Below are 22176 nucleotides of genomic sequence, written 5' to 3'. Positions count from 1 at the left end.
CGGCATGCGTGAAAACAGTCCCCTCTCGTCAGAAGTGTCTCCCGAAGAGACAGAAGAGACTTTCGAACTGACCACGGCCCAGCAGGGAATGTGGTACGGGCAACTCGTCGACCCGGACAGCCCGAAGTGCAATATCGGGGAATGCATCGAGATCCGCGGCGACCTGGACGGCGCGTTACTGGCCGCCGCGCTCGACCGGGCCGTCGCGCTCTGTGACAGCCTCAACATCGAGATCGTCACCCGGGACGGAACGGTTCGCCAGCGCGTCACCCGCCCCGACCCGCCCCGGACCGGCCGCCTCCGCACGGTCGACCTGTCCGGCGCCGGCGATCCCGTCGCCGCCGCCGAGCGCTACATGGCGGACGACATGGCCACCGTCGACCGCCTCGACGCCCCGCACCACCACTTCGCGCTCCTGCGCCTCGCCCCCCGGCTGCACTACTGGTACCTCCGCTTCCACCACATCGCGCTCGACGGCCTCAGCGGCGCTGTCTTCACCCGTACCGTCGCCGACCTCTACACCCGCGCCGTACGGGGCGAGGACCTGGACACCGTCGAACTGCCCGCCGCGCCCCTGCGCGACCTGGTGGCCGGGGAAGTGGCCTACCGGGACTCGGACCAGTACGACGCGGACCGCGCCTACTGGACGGGCAAGTTCACCGACCTGGCCGCAGGCGACGGCACGGACACCGCCGGTACGGCGGACGCCACAGCCGGGCGTGACGGCACGGAGCTGATCCGCCGCCGGACCGACGCCCCGACGGCGGACGAACTCTCCGGCACACCCGGCGGGTTGCACACCCGCGAGACACTGCCCTTCGCCGTCTTCGACGACCTGCGCCGCCTCGCCGCGGGCCACCGCACCACCTGGTCCGCCGTCTTCGTGAGCGCCGTCGCCGCCTACGTGGCCCGCGTCACCGGGAACCACGACGTCACCGTGGGCCTCGCCTCCAACGGCCGCCACGGCGGGCTGCGCCACATCGTCGGCATGACCTCCAACGTCCTGCCGCTGCGCCTGACCGTCACCGGGGACATGACCGTCGGCGCCCTCGTCCGTACCGTCGCCGCCGAGATGCGCGGCGCCCTGCGCCACCGCCGCTTCTCCCGCGAACAGCTCGCCCGTGAGCTGCGGATGACGGACACCGCCGCACGCCTGAGCGACATCGTCGTCAACATCATGGGCTACAACTACGACCTCGACCTGGCAGGGACCCCCGCCCCCTCCCGGCTCCTGTCCCTCGGTCCCGTCGACGACCTGTCCCTCTTCGTCTCCGAACGGGCCGAGGGCGAGGACCCGTTGATCGGCTTCGACACCAACCCGGAGCTGTACCGGGCCGAGGACGTCCGGCTGCACCAGGGAGCCGTCGTCTCCTTCCTGTCGGCGCTGGCCGGCGCGGACGCCGACGTCCGCCTCCGCGACCTGCCCTTCGTCGACGACGCGGGCGCCGAGGCGCTGTTGGCGCGGGGCCGGGGCGCCCAGCCGGCGGAGTGGACCACCGGAGCCACCCTGCCCGAGGCGTTCCGTGCGCGGGTACGGGCGACGCCGGACGCCCCCGCGGTGGTCGACGGCGCCGCCACGCTCTCGTACCGGGAGGTGGCCGCGTCGGCGGACGCCCTCGCCGCGGCCCTGGCCGGCCGGGGTGTCGGGGCCGAGGACGGCGTCGGCCTCCTCGTGGGCCGCTCGGCCGCCCTGATCCCCGCCACGCTGGGCGTGGTCGGCGCGGGCGCCGCGTACGTCCCGATGGACGCGGCCTGGCCCGCCGACCGCCTCGACCGGGTCGCCGCCGTCGCCCGCGTCCGCGCGCTGGTGGTCGACGCGGCCCGGGCCGACGAGCCCTGGGTACGGGAGAGGGCCGCCACCCTGCCGGTGATCGTCGTCGACGCCCTCGGCGGCGTCCTGCGCGGCGCCCCGCCGCGACCCGGCCCCCTGCCGACCGTGACCCACGGCGACCGCCTCGCGTACGTGATGTTCACCTCCGGGTCCACCGGTCTGCCCAAGGGGGTCGGTGTCAGCCACGCGGACGTGATCGCGCTGGCCGCCGACTCCGCGTGGCAGGACGGGGCCTCGGACGCGGTGCTGATGCACTCGGCGTACGTCTTCGACGCTTCCACGTTCGAGATCTGGGCCCCGCTCCTGAACGGCGGCCGGGTGGTCGTCGCACCGGACGGCGTCCTGGAGGCGCGCACCCTCGAAGCGCTGGTGGAACGGCACGGCGTCACCGCGCTGTTCCTCACGACCGCGCTGTTCAACGTTGTCGCCGAGACCGACCCGGCCGCGTTCGCCGGGCTGCGCCTGGTCGCCGCGGGCGGCGAGAGCGCCACGCCGGGCGTCATGCGCCGCGTGGCCGCCGCCGCGCCCGCCACGCGGGTCGTGCACGTGTACGGGCCCACCGAGACCACCACCTTCGCCACCCGCCACGAGGTCGACGCCGACACGGCCGGCCTGCCGCCCATCGGCCGGCCCCTCGACGGCATGCGCCTGTACGTGCTCGACGGCAACCTGGCCCTGGTGCCGCCCGGCGTCGTCGGCGAGCTGTACGTGAGCGGCCGGGGCGTCGCCCGCGGCTACCAGGGCTGCCCCGCGCTGACCGCCGGCCGGTTCGTCGCCGACCCGTACGACGGGCGCGGCGGCCGCATGTACCGCACCGGCGACCTCGTGCGCTGGACCGCGCGCGGCGACATCGAGTACGTCGGGCGCGCGGACGGACAGGTCAAACTCCGCGGCTTCCGCATCGAACCCGCCGAGATCGAGCACGCCCTCGTCACCGACCCGGAGGTGCGCGCCGCCTGCGTCCTCGTCCGCGAGGACATAGCCGGCGACCGGCGGCTCGTCGCCTACGTCGTCCCCGCCCCGGGCGCGCGCCTGGACGACACCGCCCTGGCCCGCGGCCTGGCCCGCACCCTGCCCGCGTACCTGGTGCCCTCCGTGTTCGTCCCGCTCGACGCGCTGCCGCTGAACGCCAACGGCAAGGTCGACCGCCGCGCGCTGCCCGTGCCGCGCGCCGCTGTCACCACGGGCGGAGTCCCCCGTACCGCCTACGAGGAAGTCCTGGCGGGCCTGTTCGCCGACGTCCTCGGCATGACCACCGTCGGGGTGGACGACAACTTCTTCGCCCTCGGCGGCCATTCCCTCCTCGCCACCCGCCTCATCGGCCGCGTCCGTACTGCCCTGGGCGCCGAGGTGGAGCTCCGTACCCTCTTCGACCACCCCACGGTCGCGTCCCTCGCCGCCGTCCTCGACACCTCCGGGGCGGCCCGGCCGCCCCTCGTCCCCCAGGACCGGCCCGACGCGGTGCCGCTGTCCTTCGCGCAGCGGCGCCTGTGGTTCCTCAACCGGCTCGAAGGGCCCGGCGCCACCTACAACGTCCCGCTCGTGCTGGGACTGGACGGACCTCTGGACGAGGACGCCCTGCGGGGCGCGCTGGCCGACGTGGTCGCGCGGCACGAGAGTCTGCGTACCGTCTTCGCCGAGACCGACGGGGTCGCGCGCCAGGAGATCCTGGACGCGGGCGACGCCGCGTCGCTCGTCCCGCTGGTCGTCGAGGCGCCCCCGGCGGGGGAGTCCGCCGACGCCTGGGCCGAGGCCACGGTGGACCGGCTGACCGCCGTCCCCTTCGACCTGGCCGGGGACATCGCCGTCCGGGCCCGGCTGCTCCGGCTGGACCCCGCCCGCCACGTCCTGGTCCTCGTGCTCCACCACGTCGTCGCCGACGGCTGGTCCCTCGCCCCGCTGAGCCGTGACCTCGGCGCCGCCTACCGGGCCAGGACCGAGGACGCCGGTTCTGCCACGACGGTGCCCGCGCGGCCCGCCCCCCGGGTGCAGTACGCCGACTACACCCTCTGGCAGCACCGGCTGCTCGGCGACGACGCCGACCCGGACAGCCTGGCGGCCCGTCAGCTCGCCTTCTGGCAGGAGGCGTTGCGGGGCGCCCCCGACCTGCTCGACCTGCCGCTCGACCGGCCGCGGCCCGCCGTGCCCAGCCACCGGGGCGCCACCGTCCCCTTCGCGCTGCCCGCCCCCGCGCACGCCGCGCTCACCCGGCTCGCCCGCGCCGCCGGGTGCACGCCCTTCATGGTGCTCCAGGCGGCCCTCGCCGTGACCCTGCGCGCCCACGGCGCCGGGGACGACATCCCGCTCGGCACCGCCGTGGCCGGACGCACCGACGAGGCTCTCGACGACCTGGTCGGGTTCTTCGTCAACACGCTCGTCCTGCGCACGGACCTGTCCGGCGACCCGACCTTCCGCGAACTGCTGGACCGGGTCAAGGAGTTCGACATCACCGCCCTCGGCCACGGCGACGTGCCCTTCGAACGGGTCGTGGAGGCGGTCAACCCCGAGCGGTCCGGCGACCACCACCCGCTGTTCCAGACCATGCTGGTCCTCCAGAACCAGGAGCGGGCCGGCCTCGACCTGCCCGGCGTCACCGTCCACGACCGCTCCCGGCACACCGGGATCAGCAAGTTCGACCTGACGTTCTCCCTCACCGAGGTCGTGGGATCCGCCGAAGGCGTGGGGCTCCCCGCGCCGGGCGCCCCCGCCGCCGAGAGCCGCGCCCACCTCGCCGGCTACCTGGAGTACGCCACCGACCTCTTCGACGCCGCCACCGCCCGCGCCCTCTGCGACCGCTTCGCCCACGTCCTCACCCAGGCCGTCACCGACCCCGACCGGCCCGTCGCCGACCTCGACCCGCTCGTGCCGGGCGAGCGGGACGCCCTCCTCGGCCGGGGACGCGGTACGGAGCGGCCACGACCCGCCCGTACCGCCCCCGAAGCGGTGCGCGAGTGGGCCGTACGCACCCCCCACGCGGTCGCCGTACGCGACGCGCGCACCAGCCTCACGTACGCCGAACTCGACTCCCGCGCCGACGCGTTGGCCCAGGTCCTGCGCGAGCGGGGCGCGGGCCGCGAGGACCTGGTGGCCCTCGCCGTGCCGCCGTCCGCCGACACCCTCGTCGCCCTGCTGGCCGTGCTGCGGGCCGGCGCCGCCTACCTGCCCGTCGACCCGCGCTACCCTGCCGCGCGCGTCCGGCACATGCTGGACGACGCCCGGCCCGTGCTGCTGCTCACCACCACGGACGTGCAGGCCGGCCTGCCCGCCCACGACGTGCCGTGGCTCGCCCTCGACGACCCGGCCGCCCGGCCCACCGGCCCCACCGGCCCGGGCGAGGACACCCCCCACCTGGCGGACCCCGCCTACGTCATCTACACCTCCGGCTCCACCGGCCGCCCCAAGGGCGTGGTCGTGCCGCACGGCGCCCTCGCCAACCACATGGCCTGGATGGCCCGTTATCTGGACCTCACCCCGGACGACCGGGTCCTCGCCCGTACCTCCACCAGCTTCGACGCCTCCGTGTGGGAGCTGTGGCTCCCGCTGATGAACGGCGCCGCGGTCTGTGTCCTGCCGGACGACGCCAACCGGGACCCCCACGCCCTGGTCTCCTGGATGAGCCGGTTCGACGTCACCGTCGCCCAGTTCGTGCCCGCCCACCTCACGCTCGTCCTCACCGAGGCGGCGCACGCCGCCCCACTGCCCCGCCTGCGCGCCGTCCTGTGCGGCGGCGAACCGCTGCCGCGCTCCCTCGCCGCCGACATCACCGGACTGTGGCACGCGGAGGCGCACAACCTGTACGGGCCGACGGAGGCGACGGTCGACGCGACCGCCCACCGCGTCGCCGCCCCCGGCGCCGAAGCCCCCAGCACCGAAGGACCCGGCACCGAAGCCGCCGGCACCGAAGGACCCGGCACCGCGTCCGAGACCGTGCCGATCGGCCGTCCCGTCGACACCATGCGCGCCTACGTCCTGGACGACGCACTGCGCCCCGTACCCCCCGGCGTCACCGGCGAGTTGTACCTGTCGGGCCCCAACCTCGCCCGCGGCTACCTGCACCGCCCGGGCCTGACCGCGGCACGCTTCGTCGCCGACCCGTTCGACGCCCCCGGCGCCCGCATGTACCGGACGGGCGACCTCGTACGGTGGAACGCCCACGGCCTGCTCGACTACGTGTCCCGCGCCGACGACCAGGTCAAACTCCGCGGTTTCCGCATCGAGTTGGGCGAGGTCGAGGCGGCCCTGCTGGCCCGCCCCGGCGTCACGGCCGCCTGCGCCGTGATCCGCGAGGACCAGCCGGGCCGGCGCGTCCTCGTCGCCTACGCGGTCACCGGCGACCCGGCCCCCCGCCCCGCCGCCCTGCGCGACGACCTCGCCGAGACCCTGCCCCACTACATGGTCCCCGGCGGTGTCGTCCTCCTGGACGACCTCCCGCTCCTGCCCAACGGCAAGGTGGACCGGCGCGCCCTGCCCGCGCCCGCCCAGGGCCCCGACACCCCGGCCGCCGCCGGGCGGCGCACCCTCCACGAGGACCTGCTCGCCGGGATCTTCGCCGACGTGCTGGACGTGCCCTCGGTGGGCCCGCACGACAGCTTCTTCGACCTCGGCGGCCACTCGCTGCTCGCCATGCGGGTCGTCAGCCGCGTCCGTTCCGTCCTGGGCGCCGAGACCGCCGTACGCACCCTCTTCGAACACCCCACCGTCGCCGGCCTCGCCCGCGTCCTCGACACACCCGGCCCGGCCCGCCCGCCCGTGCTGCCCGCCGCGTCGCGGCCCGACCCCCTGCCGCTGTCCTTCGCGCAGCAGCGCCTGTGGTTCCTCGACCGGCTCGAAGGCCCCAGCTCCGCCTACCACATCCCGCTCGTCCTGGAACTGGGCGGGCGGCTCGACCCCGACGCCCTGCGCGCGGCCCTCGCCGACGTCGTGGCACGGCACGAGGCGCTGCGCACGCTGTTCCCCGAACGGGACGGCGTCCCGTACCAGTTGGTCCTGCCCGCCGACACCGCCACACCTCCGCTGCCGGTCGTCGGCACCGCGCCCGGCGACCTGGAGGCAGCCGTCCTGGCCGCCGTGCGGGAGCCGTTCGACGTCGTCACGGACCCGCCGCTGCGCGCCCTGCTCCTGCGCTCGGCGCCCGCCCACCACGTCCTCGTGCTGGTCCTGCACCACATCGCGGGCGACGGCTGGTCCCTCGCGCCGCTGGCCCGCCACCTCGGGGAGGCCTACCGCGCCCGTCTCGCGGGCCGGGCGCCCGAGCCACCGGCCGGCACACCGCTCCAGTACGCCGACTACACGCTCTGGCAGCGCGCGACCCTGGGCGACGCCGACCCGGCCTCGGAGCACGGCGGCGACGGTGCCCCGAGCCTGCTGCGGCGGCAGCTCGACCACTGGCACACCGCCCTCGCCGGGCTGCCCGGGCTGATCGACCTGCCGCTGGACCGGCCGCGCCCCGCGACCACCGACCCCCGAGGCGCCGTCCACGCCTTCGACGTCCCACCGTCCCTGCACGCACGACTCCTCGGCCTGGCGAGGGAGTCGGGCAGCAGCCTGTTCATGGTGCTCCAGGCCGCGGTCGCGACCCTGCTGCACCGGCACGGCGCGGGGGACGACATCCCGCTCGGCTCACCCGTCGCCGGACGTACCGACGAGGGGCTGGAGGACCTGGTCGGGTTCTTCGTCAACACGCTCGTCCTGCGCACGGACCTGTCCGGCAATCCGACCTTCCGTGAACTGCTCGTACGGGTGCGGGAGTTCGACCTGGCCGCCTACGGGCACCAGGACGTGCCGTTCGAGCGGCTCGTGGAGAGCCTCAACCCGGTCCGGGCGCGCAACCACCACCCGCTGTTCCAGACCATGCTGGTCCTCCAGAACCAGGAGACCGCCCGCCCCGACCTGCCGGGGCTCACCGTCGAGGACCGGCTCGTCCACAACGGCCTGAGCAAGTTCGACCTCACCTTCGCCTTCACCGAGGAGCCGCGCGAGGGCGGCATCGGCGCCGGGATCGAGTACGCCACCGCGCTGTTCGACCGGACCACCGTGGAGGGCTTCGCGGCCCGCCTGGTCGGCCTCCTGGAGCAGGTGGCCGCCGACCCCGACCGGCCCGTCGCGGGCCACGGCCTGATGACCCCCGGCGAGCGCGCCCGGGTGGCGCGCTGGGGCACCGGCCGCGGCCTGCCCGCCGACACCCCGGACACCGCCACCCTGCCCGCGCTCTTCGCGGCCCAGGCACTGCGCACGCCCGGCGCCGTCGCCGTCACCGGCGAGGACACCACCCTCACGTACGCGGAACTCGACGGCATCTCCGCCGATCTCGCCCTCGCCCTGGCGGGCCTGGGCGTCGGCCCCGAGGACGGGGTCGGCGTCGTGCTCGGCCGCTCGCCCGCCGTGGTGTCCGCGTCCCTCGGCGCGGTCCGCGCGGCCGGGGCGTACGTACCGCTGGACGCGCGCTGGCCCGGGGAGCGGCTCGACCAGGTCGCCGACGTGGCGGGCGTACGGGTCCTCGTCGTCGGCGAGGACACCGCGGACGCCCCCTGGGTGCGCGCGAGAGCCGCCCACATACCGGTCCTGGTGGTCGACCGCCTCGGCCGTGTCCTGCGGGGCGCGCCCGAACGGCCCGGCGACCCGGTCCGGGTGCCGGGCCCGGACGCCCTCGCGTACGTGATGTTCACCTCCGGGTCGACCGGTCTGCCCAAGGGCGTGGGGGTCAGCCACGCGGACGTGATCGCGCTGGCCGCCGATTCCGCCTGGCGGGACGGGGCCGCCGACGCGGTGCTGATGCACTCGGCGTACGTCTTCGACGCCTCCACGTTCGAGATCTGGGCCCCGCTCCTGAACGGTGGCCGGGTGGTCGTCGCACCGGACGGCGTCCTGGAGGCGCGCACCCTCGATGTCGCCGTCCAGGAGCACGGAGTGACCGCCGTCTTCCTGACGACCGCCCTGTTCAACGTGATCGCCGAGACCGATCCCGGCGCCTTCGCCGGACTCCGACTCGTCTGCGCGGGCGGGGAGTTGGCCTCCCCGGACGCCATGCAGCGGGTCGCCGGGACCGCGCCGGACACCCGGGTCCTGCATGTCTACGGGCCCACCGAGACCACCACCTTCGCCACCCGCCACCAGGTGACGGCCGACCTGCCGTCGGGCCCGCCGCCCGTCGGGCGCCCGCTGGACGGCATGCGTCTGTACGTCCTGGACGCCTCCCTCGGCCCCGTACCGCCCGGCGTCGTGGGCGAGTTGTACCTCGCCGGACGGGGCGTCGCCCGCGGGTACACCGGCCTTCCCGCCCTCACCGCGACGCGGTTCGTGGCCGACCCGTTCGACTCCGCGGGCGGGCGCATGTACCGCACCGGCGACCTGGTCCGCTGGACCCGCGACGGGCACCTCGCCTACGTCACCCGCGCCGACGGCCAGGTGAAACTGCGCGGCTACCGCATCGAACTCGGCGAGATCGAAGGCGTGCTGGCCGGCTGCGAGGGGGTCGCCGACTCCTTCGCCGTCATCCGCGAGGACACCCCGGGCGACCGGCGGCTCGTCGCGTACGTGGTGCCCGCCGCCGGCGCGAGCCCCGACCCCGCGGAGCTGGCCCGGGCCGTGGGCCGGTCGCTGCCCGCCTACATGGTGCCCTCCGCCGTCGTCCCGCTCGACGCGCTGCCGCTGACCGTCAACGGCAAGGTGGACCGGCGCGCGCTCCCCGCACCGCCCGCGCTCCGGGCGCCGGGCGCGGGACGCGCCCCCCGCACCGCCCGCGAGGAGATCCTCCGCGGACTCTTCGCCGACGTCCTCGGACTCGACGCGGCCGGGGTCGACGACAACTTCTTCACCCTCGGCGGCCATTCGCTGCTCGCCACCCGTCTCACCGCGCGCATCCGCACCATCCTCGGGGTGGAGGCCCAGGTCAAGACCCTCTTCGAGCACCCCACCCCGGCCGCGCTCGCCGCCGCGCTGGACGGCGCCGAGAAGGCCAGGACCCGCCTGGAGCGCGTCCCCGACCGCCCTGACCCGCTGCCCCTGTCCTTCGCGCAGCAACGCCTGTGGTTCCTCAACCGGTTCGAGGGCCCCAGCGCCACCTACAACGTGCCGCTCGTGCTGCGCCTGGACGGCCCTCTCGACCCGGACGCCCTGGAGAGCGCCCTCGTGGACGTCGTCGGACGCCACGAGAGCCTGCGCACCGTCTTCCCCGACGCCGACGGCGTGGCCCGCCAGCTCGTGCGGGACGCCCATGACGCCGACATCGACCTGTCGCCCCGCGACACCGACGCGGCCCGCCTCGGCGAGGTGCTGTCCGCCGAGGTGGCCCACGCCTTCGACGTGGGCGCCGAACTCCCCGTACGGGCACGGCTGGTACGGCTCGGCGCCGAGGCGCACGTCCTCGTGCTCGTCGTGCACCACATCGCCGGGGACGGCTGGTCCCTCGTTCCGCTCGCCCGCGATCTGGGCGTCGCCTACCGGGCGCGCGCCGAGGGGGAGGAGCCCGGCTGGACCGAACTGGGCGTGCAGTACGCCGACTACGCCCTGTGGCAGCGCGCCCTGCTCGGCGACGAGGACGATCCGGACAGCAGGGCCGCCCGCCAGCTGGACTTCTGGCGCACCGCCCTGGCCGGCGCCCCCGACCTGCTCGAACTGCCCTGCGACCACCCGAGACCCGCCGTCACGGCGTACGGCGGCGACGCCTTCGCCTTCCCGGTCGGCGCCGACACCCACCGGGCCCTCGCGGACCTCGCCCGGGCCCGCGGATGCAGCCTCTTCATGGTGCTCCAGGCCGCCCTGTCGGTGCTGCTGTCCCGGCACGGCGCCGGGGAGGACATCCCGCTCGGCACCGCCGTCGCCGGACGCACCGACGAGGCCCTGGACGACCTGGTGGGCTTCTTCGTCAACACCCTGGTCCTGCGCGCCGACCTGACCGGCGACCTCACCTTCGGGGAAGTGCTGGACCGGGTACGGGAGTTCGACCTCGCCGCCTACGCCCACCAGGACGTGCCCTTCGAACGGCTGGTGGACTCCCTGAGCCCGGTCCGGGCCCAGAACCACCACCCGCTCTTCCAGACCATGCTCGTCCTCCAGAACCAGGCGGACGCCTCCGTCGACCTGCCGGGCCTCACGGTCACGGAACAGGCCGTGCGCACCGGCATCAGCAAGTTCGACCTGACCTTCACCTTCGCCGAGCGGCACGACGGCACGGGCCGGCCCGCCGGCCTCGACGGGGTCCTGGAGTTCTCCACCGAACTCTTCACCCCCGCCACCGCCCGCACCCTGGCCGACCGGCTCACTCGGCTGCTCGGCACGCTCGCCGCCGACCCCGGCCGGCGCGTCCACACCGTCGACGTGCTCGACATGGACGAGCGGCGGAGCCTGGAACGTACCGCCCACGGCCCCGTCCGGCCCCGGACACCGGCCACGGCGCCCGAGGCGTTCCGCGCGCAGTGCGCCAGGACGCCCGCCGCGATCGCCGTACGCGACGGATCGCTCCGCCTCACCTTCCGCGAACTCGACGGGCTCTCCGACGACTTGGCGCACCACCTGCACGACAGGGGCATCGGCCGCGGCGACCTCGTCGCGCTCGCCCTCGAAGGCACCGCCGACCACGTCGTGGCGATGCTCGCGGTCACCAAGGCCGGCGCCGCCTACCTGCCCGTCGACCTGGAGTACCCGGCGGCGCGGATCGCCCACATGCTGGACGACGCCCGCCCGGCGCTGCTCCTGACCCACGGCGCCGACCGCGCCGCACGCCACGGCCTGTCCCTGCCCAGCCTCGCGCTGGACGACCGGGCCGCGTGGTCCACCGGGCGCGCCGCGCCGCCCGGCACCGCGCCGGACCCGCGCGACGCGGCGTACGTCATCTACACCTCGGGCTCCACCGGCCGCCCCAAGGGCGTCGTCGTCACCCACGCCTCCCTGACCAACCACATGGCGTGGATGGCCGGGCACCTCGGCCTCACCGGGGACGACCGGGTCCTCGCCCGTACCTCACCGAGCTTCGACGCCTCGGTCTGGGAGACCTGGCTGCCGCTCCTGCACGGCGGCTCCACCTGCCCGGTGCCGCCCGGCGCCAACCACGACCCGGCGGGACTGCTGGCCCGGATGCGCGACGCGGGCGTGACCGTCGCCCAGTTCGTGCCCTCTCACCTGTCGCTCGTCCTCACCGAGACCGGCGCCGACGACGCGCCCGCGACCCTGCGGGCCGTCCTGTGCGGCGGCGAACCGCTGTCCCGGTCCCTCGCGCAGCGCGTCGGGCGCGCCTGGCGGGTCGAGGTGCACAACCTGTACGGGCCCACCGAGACGACCATCGACGCCACCGCCCACCACCACCGGGCCGGGGAGACGGACAGCCCCGCGCGGGAGGGCGGCGTGCCGCTCGGCCGCCCGGTCGACAACACCCGCGCCCACGTCCTGGACGCCGGGCTGCGCCCGGTGCCGCCGGGCGTCACCGGCGAGCTCTACGTGGCGGGCGACGGCCTCGCGCGCGGCTACCTGGGCCGCCCCGGCCTCACCGCGTCCCGGTTCGTCGCCGACCCGTTCGGCCCCGCCGGGAGCCGCATGTACCGTACGGGCGACCTCGTCCGCCGGGACGCCGACGGCCTGCTCACGTACGTCTCCCGCGCCGACGACCAGGTCAAGCTGCACGGCTTCCGCATCGAACTGGGCGAGATCGAGGCCGCCCTCACCGCGCTCGACGGCGTCGCCGGAGCCTGCGCCCTCGTCCGCGAGGACCGGCCGGGCGAGCGGCGCCTCGTCGCCTACACCGTCCCCGGCAGCCGGAGCGGCGACGCGCCGCCCGGCGAACGGGAGCTGAGGGCCCGCCTGGCGTCGGTCCTGCCGCCTTACATGGTGCCCGCCGTGTTCGTCACCCTCGACGCGCTGCCGCTGCTCCCCAACGGCAAGACCGACCGCCGGTCCCTGCCCGTCCCGGAGCGCCCCGCCGCCACCCGGCCGGGCGGAGAGCCCCGTACCGCCCGGGAACAGGTCCTGTGCGAGGTGTTCGCGTCCGTCCTGCGCGCCCCGGCGGTGCGTACCGACGACGACTTCTTCGCGCTCGGCGGGGACAGCATCCTCTCCATCCAGCTCGTCAGCCGCCTGCGCGCCGCCGGCCTCGGTGTCACCCCGCGCGACGTCTTCGCCCACCGCACGCCGGAAGCCCTCGCGGCCGCCGCCACCGCGCTCGACCAGCAGACCGCCGCCCCGGCCGATCCGGGCATCGGCGAGCTGCCGCCCACGCCCATCGTCGCATGGCTCCTGGAGCGGCCGGGCGCCATGGACGGCTACAACCAGTCCGGGGTGCTGCGCACCCCCGCCGGGGCCGACGAGGACACCCTCGCCGCCGCCCTCCAACTCCTGTTCGACCACCACGCGATGCTGCGGCTGCGGGTCACCCGCCCCGCCGGGGGAGGACCCGTCCTGGAGGCCCTGCCGCCGGACGCCGTGTCGGCCCGCCACCGCCTCACCCGTGTCGACGTCACGGGCCTCGGCCCCGACGCGACCCGCGCCGCCCTCACGGAGGCCGGCGAACAGGCCCGCAGACGGCTGCGGCCCGCCGAGGGGGAGGTCGTTCGAGCCGTCTGGGCCGACGCCGGACCGCACGCCCGCGGGCGCCTGCTCCTCGTCGTGCACCACCTTGCTGTCGACGCCGTCTCCTGGCGCGTCCTCGCCGCCGACCTGGCCACCGCCTGGCGTGCCGTCGCCGACGGCGTCCCCGCGCCCCTGCCGCCCGTCACCACGTCCTACCGGCGCTGGGCGCAGCTCCTCGCCACCCAGGCGCGCGGCGCCAACCGCGAGGCCGAACTACCGCTGTGGGAGGAGGTGTTGAGCGCCCCCGACCCCCAGCTCGGATACCGGCCGCTCGACCCCCACCTGGACACCGCCGACCGGACCCGCACCCTGACCACCCACCTGCCCACCACCTGGACGGCGCCCCTGCTCACCACCGTCCCCGCCGCCTTCCACGCCGGGGTGGACGACGTCCTGCTCACCGGCTTCGCCCTCGCCGTCCGCTCCTGGCGCGCGGAACGCGCCGCCGCCCGCGGCGAACACCGTCCCGCCGACACCGGCGTCCTCCTCGACCTGGAGAGCCACGGCCGCGAGCAGCTCGCCGACCACCTCGACCTGTCCCGTACGGTCGGCTGGTTCACCAGCCTCTACCCCGTCCGGCTCGACCCCGGCCCCGGCGACGCCCGCGATCCCCGGCACTTCGACGACGCCGTCGTCGGACGCGCGCTCAAACGCGTCAAGGAACAGCTGCGGACCGTCCCCGACCACGGCGTCGGCTACGGGATGCTGCGCCACCTCAACCCGGCCACCCGCGCCCGGCTCGCCGCCGCGCCCGAACCGCAGATCGGCTTCAACTACCTGGGCCGGTACGCCGCCCCGTCCGACCCGGCCGGCACGGGCGACGCCGACGGGCACGGGGGAGCGGCCGCCGACTGGGACGTGCTGCTCGACGGCGGCGGCCCGCGCAGCCAGGACCCGGACATGCCCGTCCACCACGTCCTCGACATCAACGCGCACACCGAGGACCTGCCGGAAGGGCCGCGCCTGGTGATCCGCTGGACCTGGCCCACCGACCTCCTCAAGGAGGAGGACGTGGAGGCCCTGTCCGACACCTTCGGCCGCGCCCTGCGGGCCCTCGCCGAACACACCGAACGACCCGACGCGGGCGGCTGGACGCCGTCCGACCTTCCCCTGGTCTCGCTCGACCAGGCCCAGATCGACCGACTTCAGAACAAGTGGGGTGGACGCAAGTGACCGGGTTCCAACTGGAAGACGTACTGCCGCTGACGCCGTTGCAGGCAGGCATGCACTTCCACGCGCTGTACGACTCCCACGCCGTGGACGTCTACACCGCGCAGTTCGTCTTCGACCTCGAAGGCTCCGTCAGCGTCCCCACGCTGCGCGCCGCGATCGCCGGCCTGCTGCGCCGGCACGCCAACCTGCGGGTCGGCTTCCTCCACGAGGACCTGGACGAGCCCGTGCAGGCCGTCGCCGCCGAAGTAGCCGTCCCCCTGGAGGAGTTGGACCTGTCCGGGGCGGACGCGACGGGAACGTCCGGGGAACGCGTCGCCGCGTTCCTCGCCGCCGACCGCACCCGCCGCTTCGACCTCACCACCCCGCCCCTCCTGCGCTTCACCCTGGTGCGCACCGCGCCGAGGCGCCACCGGCTCGTCATGACGAGCCATCACATCCTGCTCGACGGCTGGTCGATGCCCGTGCTCGTCCGGGAGCTGTTCGAGCTGTACGCGAGCCGGGGCGACGACAGCGCCCTGCCGCGCGTGGCCCCCTACCGCACCTACCTCGCGTGGCTGGCCCAGCAGGACCGTACCGCCGCCCTGGACACCTGGCGCTCCGCCCTGGCCGGGGTCGAGGCACCGACCCTCCTCGCCGGGCGCCGGGGCGCCGACGTGCCGGACGCCGGCGAACTGCCCGAGACGCTCGTCCTCGACCTGGACCCGGCCACCACACTGCGGCTGCGGGAGACGGCCCGCGCCCAACGGCTGACCCTCAACACCCTGGTCCAGGGGGCCTGGGGGCTGTTACTCGCGCACCTCACCGGACGCCGTGACGTCCTGTTCGGCACGACCGTCTCCGGCCGCCCGCCGGAGATCCCCGGTGTCGAGTCGATGGTCGGCCTGTTCATCAACACCGTGCCGGTACGGCTCCGCCCGGCACCCGGCGAGACCCTGGCCGCGCTCCTGACCCGGCTCCAGGAGGAGCAGGGCCGGCTCCTCGGCAGCCAGTTCGTGGGCCTGACCGAGATACGCGGCCTCACCGGGCTGGACGAACTCTTCGACACCCTCGCGGTGTTCGAGAACTACCCGCTGGACGCCGAGGCCCTGCGCACCGCCCAGCAGGGGCTGCCCGATCTCGCCGTCACCGGGTTCAGCGGCACCGACGCCGCCCACTACCCGCTCACCCTCACCATCGCCCCCGGCGACACCCTGAGCATCACGTTCGGCTACCGGGCCGCCGTCCTCGACCGCGCCGAGGTGGCCCGTACCGTCGCCCGCCTGCGCCGTCTGCTCACCGTGATGGCGGACGGGCTCGACACCCGCGCCGACGCCGTCCCCGTCCTCCTCGACGGCGAGCGCGACACCCTGCTCGCCCACGGCCGGGGCGCTGACCTCACCGGCACCGACCTGGACCTGGGCGTTCCCGACGCCGTCGCCCGGCACGCCCTCCGCCACCCCGACGCGGTGGCCGTGACGGGCGCGGCCGAGGAGCTGACGTACCGTCAACTGACCGAGGTGTCCGACGAGCTGGCCCGGACCCTCACCGGCCTCGGCATCGGCGCCGAGGACGGGGTCGGCATCCTCCTCGGCCGCTCCGCCGCCCTGGTCACCGGCTCCCTCGGGACCCTGCGCGCGGGCGCGGCCTACGTGCCCCTCGACCCGCGCTGGCCCGCCGAACGCCTCGCCCGCGTCGCCGGCGTGGCCGCCGTACGCGCCCTGGTCGTCGACGAGTCCACCCGCGCGCACCCCTGGGTGGACCGGCTGGGCCCGGACGTCCCCGTGGTCACCGTCGACGCCGCCGGAAGGGTACGGCACGGGGGCCCCGCCGCTCCCGGAACCCTCCCCGCCGTCCCGGGCGGCACCCGGCTCGCCTACGTGATGTTCACCTCGGGCTCCACCGGCCTGCCCAAGGGCGTCGGCGTCACCCACGCCGACATCACCGCCCTCGCCGCGGAGCGGACCTGGGGCGGCGGCGCGGCCGACGCCGTCCTGCTGCACTCGGCGTACGTCTTCGACGCCTCCACCTTCGAGATCTGGGTCCCGCTCCTCAACGGCGGCCGCGTCGTCGTCGCCCCCGAAGGCACCCTCCAACCCGCCGTGCTCCGCGACCTCACCGCCCTGTACGGCGTCACGGCTGCCTTCCTCACCACGGCCCTGTTCAACGTCGTCGCCGAGACCGACCCCGGCGCCCTCGGCCTGCTGCGCCTGGCCGCCTCGGGCGGCGAGGCCGCCGCGCCCGGCGTGCTCCAGCGCCTCGCCGCCGCCCACCCCGGCACCGTGTTCCTCAACGCCTACGGCCCCACCGAGACCACCACCTTCGCCACCCTGCACCACGTCCGCGCCGGTGACACCCCCGGCCGGGTGCCGCCGATCGGACGGCCGCTCGACGGCACGCGCGGCTACGTCCTGGACGCCGCGCTGCGGCTCGTACCACCCGGCGCCGAGGGCGAGTTGTACGTCGCGGGACCCGGCGTCGCACGCGGCTACCTGGGCCGCCCCGCCCTCACCGCCGACCGCTTCGTCCCCGACCCGTTCGCCGCCGACGGAAGCCGCATGTACCGCACCGGCGACCTCGTGCGCCGGGACACCGGCGGGGCCCTGCACCACGTGGCGCGGGCCGACCAGCAGATCAAACTGCGCGGCCACCGCGTCGAACCCGGCGAGATCGAGGCGGTCCTGCGCACCGACCCGTCCGTGCGCGCCGCCTGCGTCCTCGTCCGCGAGGACCTGCCGGGCGACCGCACCCTCACCGCGTACGTCGTCCCCGCGCCCGGACACACCCCGGACCCGGACCGGCTCGCCGCGCACGTCGGCCACCACCTGCCCGCCTACCTGGTGCCCGCCGCGATCCAGCCGCTCGACGCGCTGCCCCTGACCCCGAACGGCAAGCTCGACCGCGCCGCCCTGCCCGCGCCCGCCACCGCCCCCGGCGTCGCGGGCCGGGCACCGCGCGGCGCCCACGAGGAGATCCTCGCCGGGCTGTTCGCCGACGTCCTCGGCGTGCCCCGCGTCGGCGTCGACGACAGCTTTTTCGCCCTCGGCGGGCACTCCCTCCTCGCCACCCGGCTCGTCGGCCGCGTCCGTACCGCCCTCGGCACCGAGAGCGAGATCCGCACCCTCTTCGAGAACCCCACCGTCGCCACCTTCGCCGCCGCCCTCCAGGACGCCGCCCGGCCCGCCCGCCCCGCCCTGGTCCCGGGGGAACGCCCCGCCGTGCTCCCGCTGTCCTACGCGCAGCAGCGCCTGTGGTTCCTCCACCGGCTCGACGGCCCGTCCGCGACGTACAACATCCCCCTCGTCCTGCGCCTGGACGGACCGCTCGACACGGACGCCCTGCGCCGGGCCCTCCACGACCTCGTCACCCGGCACCCGGCGCTGCGCACCGTCTTCCCCGGCGACGGCGGCGGACCGCGCCAGCACGTCACCGCACCGGACGACGTCCGCCTCCCGTTCGCCGTCGAATCCGCCGCTCCGGGCGATCTCCCCGGCCGGATCGGATCGGCTGTCACCGAACCGATCGACATCGAACACCAACTCCCGCTCCGTGCCACCCTGCTGCGCCTGTCCGACGACGCGCACGTCCTGGTCCTGGTCGTCCACCACATCGCCGCCGACGGCTCGTCCCTCGCCCCCCTCACCCGGGACCTCGGCGTCGCCTACCGCGCGAGAACCCGGGCGGGGAGACCCCGGTGGGCCCCGCTGCCCGTCGACTACGCCGACTACACCCTCTGGCAGCGCCGGCTGCTCGGCGACGAGAACGACCCGGACAGCCTCGTCGCCCGCCAACTCGCGCATTGGAAAGAGGCGTTGGGCGGACTGCCGGAGATGATCGACCTGCCGTGGGACCGGCCGCGCCCCGCGGCCCCCCGGCACACCGGCGCCACCCACGCCTTCGCCCTCCCCGCCGACACCGCCCGGCGGATCGCGGACCTCGCCCGCGGCAGCGGATGCAGCGTCTTCATGGTGCTCCAGGCCGCCCTGTCGATGACCCTCTCCCGGCACGGCGCGGGCGACGACATCCCCCTGGGCACGGTGGTCGCCGGCCGCACCGACGAAGCCACCTCGGACCTCGTCGGCTTCTTCGTGAACACACTCGTCCTGCGCACGGACCTGACGGGCGACCCGACATTCCTCGAACTCCTCGACCGGGTCAAGGAGTTCGACCTCTCCGCCCACGCCCACCAGGACGTCCCCTTCGAGCGTCTCGTCGAACTGCTCAACCCCGCCCGCTCGCAGAACCACCACCCGCTCTTCCAGACCGCGCTCGTCCTCCAGAACCACACCCCCACCGCCCCCGCCGACCTGCCCGGCCTCACCGTCACCGGCGTACCGGCCGACCTCGGGGTCAGCAAGTTCGACCTGTCGTTCACCTTCACCGAGACGTACGACGCGGCCGGTACGCGCAACGGCATGGGCGCCTCCGTCGACTACGCGACGGAACTCTTCGACGCGGCCACCGTCCGCGGCCTCGCCGAACGGCTCGTCCTGCTGCTCGACGCGGTCACGACCGACCCCGAGCGCCCGCTGCGCGCCTACGACGTGCTCACCGCCGCCGAGCGCGCCCGCCTCGCCGCCTGGGGGACCGGCCCCGCCGAGGACGGGCCCGCGGCGACGGTCCCCGAGCTCTTCGCCCGCTGGGCCCGGCGCACCCCGGACGCCCCGGCGGTCCGCGACGCCGACGCCACCCTCACGTACGCCCAACTGGACCACCGCGCCGACGCGCTCGCCCGGCACCTCACCGCGCGGGGCATCGGCCCCGAGGACCGGGTGGCCGTCGCCCTGCCCCGTACCCGCGACCTCGTCGTGGCGCTCCTCGGCATCCTCAAGGCCGGGGCGGCGTACGTCCCGCTGGACCCCGCCTACCCGGCCGCCCGTCTCTCGTACATGCTCGACGACGCCCGGCCCCGGCTGCTCCTCACCACCCGCGCCGTCCACCGCGAGCTCCCGGACTCCCCGGTGCCGTGCCTGTACGCCGACGACCTCGGGGACGCACCCCGCCCCGGCCCCGCGGACGCGGGGGACCCGCCCACCGACCGCCCCGCCCCCGCCCCGTCCCTCCTCCCGGCCCATCCCGCCTACGTCATCTACACCTCCGGCTCCACCGGCCGCCCCAAGGGCGTCGTGGTCACCCACCGGGGCATCGGCGCGATGGCCAGGACCCAGAGCGAGCGCCTGCGCGTCGGCCCCGGGAGCCGGGTGCTCCACCTGGCGTCCGTGAGCTTCGACGCCGCGTTCTGGGAGCTGTGCATGGGGCTGCTCTCCGGGGCCTGCCTGGAGATCGACGAGCGCGACGCCCTGCTCCCCGGGCCCACCCTCGCCGCCCTCGTCCGGGCCCGCGGCGTCACCCACCTCACCCTGCCGCCCGCCGCCCTCGCGGTGATGCCGCCCGACTCGCTGCCCGCCGGGACCACGATGGTCCTCGCCGGTGAGGCCTGCTCGCCCGCCCTCGTGCACACCTGGGCCCGCGACCGGTTCCTCACCAACGCGTACGGCCCCACCGAGACGACCGTCTGCGCCACCATGAGCGCCTTCCAGCACGCGGACGGGCCGCTCGCCCCCGACCGGACCGTGCCCGTCGGCGTACCCGTCGACGGTACCCGGGTCCACGTCCTGGACGACCGGCTCGCACCCGTACCGCCCGGCGTCGTCGGCGAACTCTACGTGTCCGGCGCCGGGTTGGCCCGCGGCTACCACGGCAGGGCGGCCCTGACCGCGTCCCGGTTCGTGGCCGCCCCGTTCGGACCTCCGGGGGGCCGGATGTACCGCACCGGCGATCTGGTCCGCTGGACCGCCGACGGCCAACTCGTGTACGTGTCGCGCGTCGACGACCAGGTCAAACTGCGCGGCTTCCGCATCGAGTTGGGCGAGATCGAGGCCGTACTCACCGCGCTGCCCGGCGTCGGCGCGGCCTGCGCCGTCGTCCGCGAGGACCGGCCGGGGGACCGGCGCCTCGTCGCGTACACCGTGCCCGAGGCCGGGACGGCGGGGCCGGACGAGGCCGCGCTGCGGTCCCACCTCACCGCGACGCTGCCCGCCCACCTCGTGCCCGCCGCGTTCGTACGGCTCGACGCCCTGCCCGTCACGCCCAACGGCAAGACCGACCGGCGCGCCCTGCCCGCGCCCGACCTGGCCGTGACGGCCGGCGGGCGAGCGCCCCGCACCGACCGGGAACGCGCCCTGTGCGAGGTGTTCGCGCGGACACTGGGCCGGCCCGAGGTCGGCGTCACGGACGACTTCTTCGTCCTGGGCGGCCACTCCCTGCTGGCGGTGACGCTGGTCCAGCGGATCGAGGAGCGGTGCGGACACCGGGTCTCCCTGCGCGCCCTGTTCGCCGCTCCCACCGTCGAGGGCGTCGACCGTCTCCTGGGGCGTAAGGCGTGCGATCCCGCGGCCGAGACACCCACCGCCGCGCCCGACCTCGCCGCCGCCCCGGACCTGACCGCGGAGGTGCGCCTCGCCCCGGACATCACGGGCGCGGGCCGCGACGTCCGCCGCACGGCCCCCGCGCCCGCCTCCCACGGACCCTCCCGCCCCGCCTCCCGCCCCACCGCTCGTCCCCTGCTGACCGGCGCGTCGGGCTTCCTCGGCGCGTTCCTCCTGCGCGACCTCCTCGACACCACCGGCGGGCCGGTCGACTGCCTCGTACGGGCCCGGGACGAGCGGAGCGCGGGGGAGCGGCTGCGGGGCAACCTGGAGCGGTACGGCCTGTGGCGCCCCCGGTACGAGACCCTGATCCACCCCGTCCCCGGCGACCTGGCCGCCCCGGGCCTCGGCCTCTCCCCGGCGGACCGGACCGCGCTGGTCCGCCGCCTCGGCCCCGTCCTGCACAACGGCGCGCGCGTCAACTTCGCCGCCCCGTACGGTGATCTTCGCGCCCCGAACGTCGGCGGCACCGAGGAACTGCTGCGCCTGCTCGCCGACTCCGCCTCACCCGGGATGCACTACATCTCGACCACGGGCGTCCACGCGCCGGCGCCCGGCCCCGACCCCGTCACCATCACGGAGTCGACCCCGGCGGGCCCGGCCGCCGACCTGCCCGACGGGTACGCGCGCAGCAAGTGGGTCGCGGAGGGGCTGATCGGCCTGGCCCGCGAACGCGGCCTGCCGGTGACCGTCTACCGCCCCGGCCGTATCAGCGGCGACACCACCACCGGCGCCTGCCAGGACCGGGACCTGCTGTGGCAGCTCATCAAGGGGTGCCTCCAGGCGGGAGCCGTACCGGACCTGCCGTACGGGTCGACCGACTGGGTGCCCGTGGACCACGTCAGCGCCGCGATCGTGGCGCTGTCCGCGGCGGGCCAGACCGGGGCGGAGACGTACCACCTCACGAACCCGGACGCCCCCGGCCTGGACCGTGTCTTCGACACCGCGGCCCGCCTCGGCCACGTACTGCGGACGGTCCCCGCCCCGGACTGGCAGACCCTCGTCGCGGCCCGACCCGACAACGCCGCCCAGCTCTTCCTGGGCGACGAGGCCCACCCCCACCACGGGACGACGGACCACCGCCACTTCGACTCGGCCCAGACGGCCAAGGCGGCGGCGACCCTCGGCGCCCACCTCCCGCCCCTGACCGACGAGGTCCTCACCCGCTACCTGACCTACTTCCACGACACCGGCTTCCTGCCGAGGCCGTAG

General features: G+C 75.6%; 2 protein-coding genes. Both read left to right on the top strand.

The annotated features are described in order from the left end of the window. Positions 1–4 precede the first annotated feature (4 nt). Positions 5–14560 carry a non-ribosomal peptide synthetase gene (locus HA039_RS00910; RefSeq protein WP_167022280.1) on the top strand — a complete coding sequence of 4852 codons (14556 nt, stop codon included), beginning with the start codon at positions 5–7 and terminating at the stop codon, positions 14558–14560. Continuing rightward, positions 14557–22176, top strand: a complete 7620-nt coding sequence (locus HA039_RS00905) for a non-ribosomal peptide synthetase (RefSeq protein WP_167022277.1) — start codon at positions 14557–14559, stop codon at positions 22174–22176. The genes HA039_RS00910 and HA039_RS00905 overlap by 4 nt, the downstream gene beginning before the upstream one ends.

The sequence above is a fragment of the Streptomyces liangshanensis genome (genome assembly GCF_011694815.1).
Taxonomy (GTDB): Bacteria; Actinomycetota; Actinomycetes; order Streptomycetales; family Streptomycetaceae; genus Streptomyces; species Streptomyces liangshanensis.
The sequence above is the reverse complement of the archived record's forward strand: the minus strand, read 5'-3'. Positions and strand labels throughout refer to the sequence as shown.

Excerpts from the sequence above, each read along its gene's own strand:
- HA039_RS00910 (WP_167022280.1), top strand. The coding sequence starts at position 5 with ATGCGTGAAAACAGTCCCCTCTCGTCAGAAGTGTCTCCCGAAGAGACA.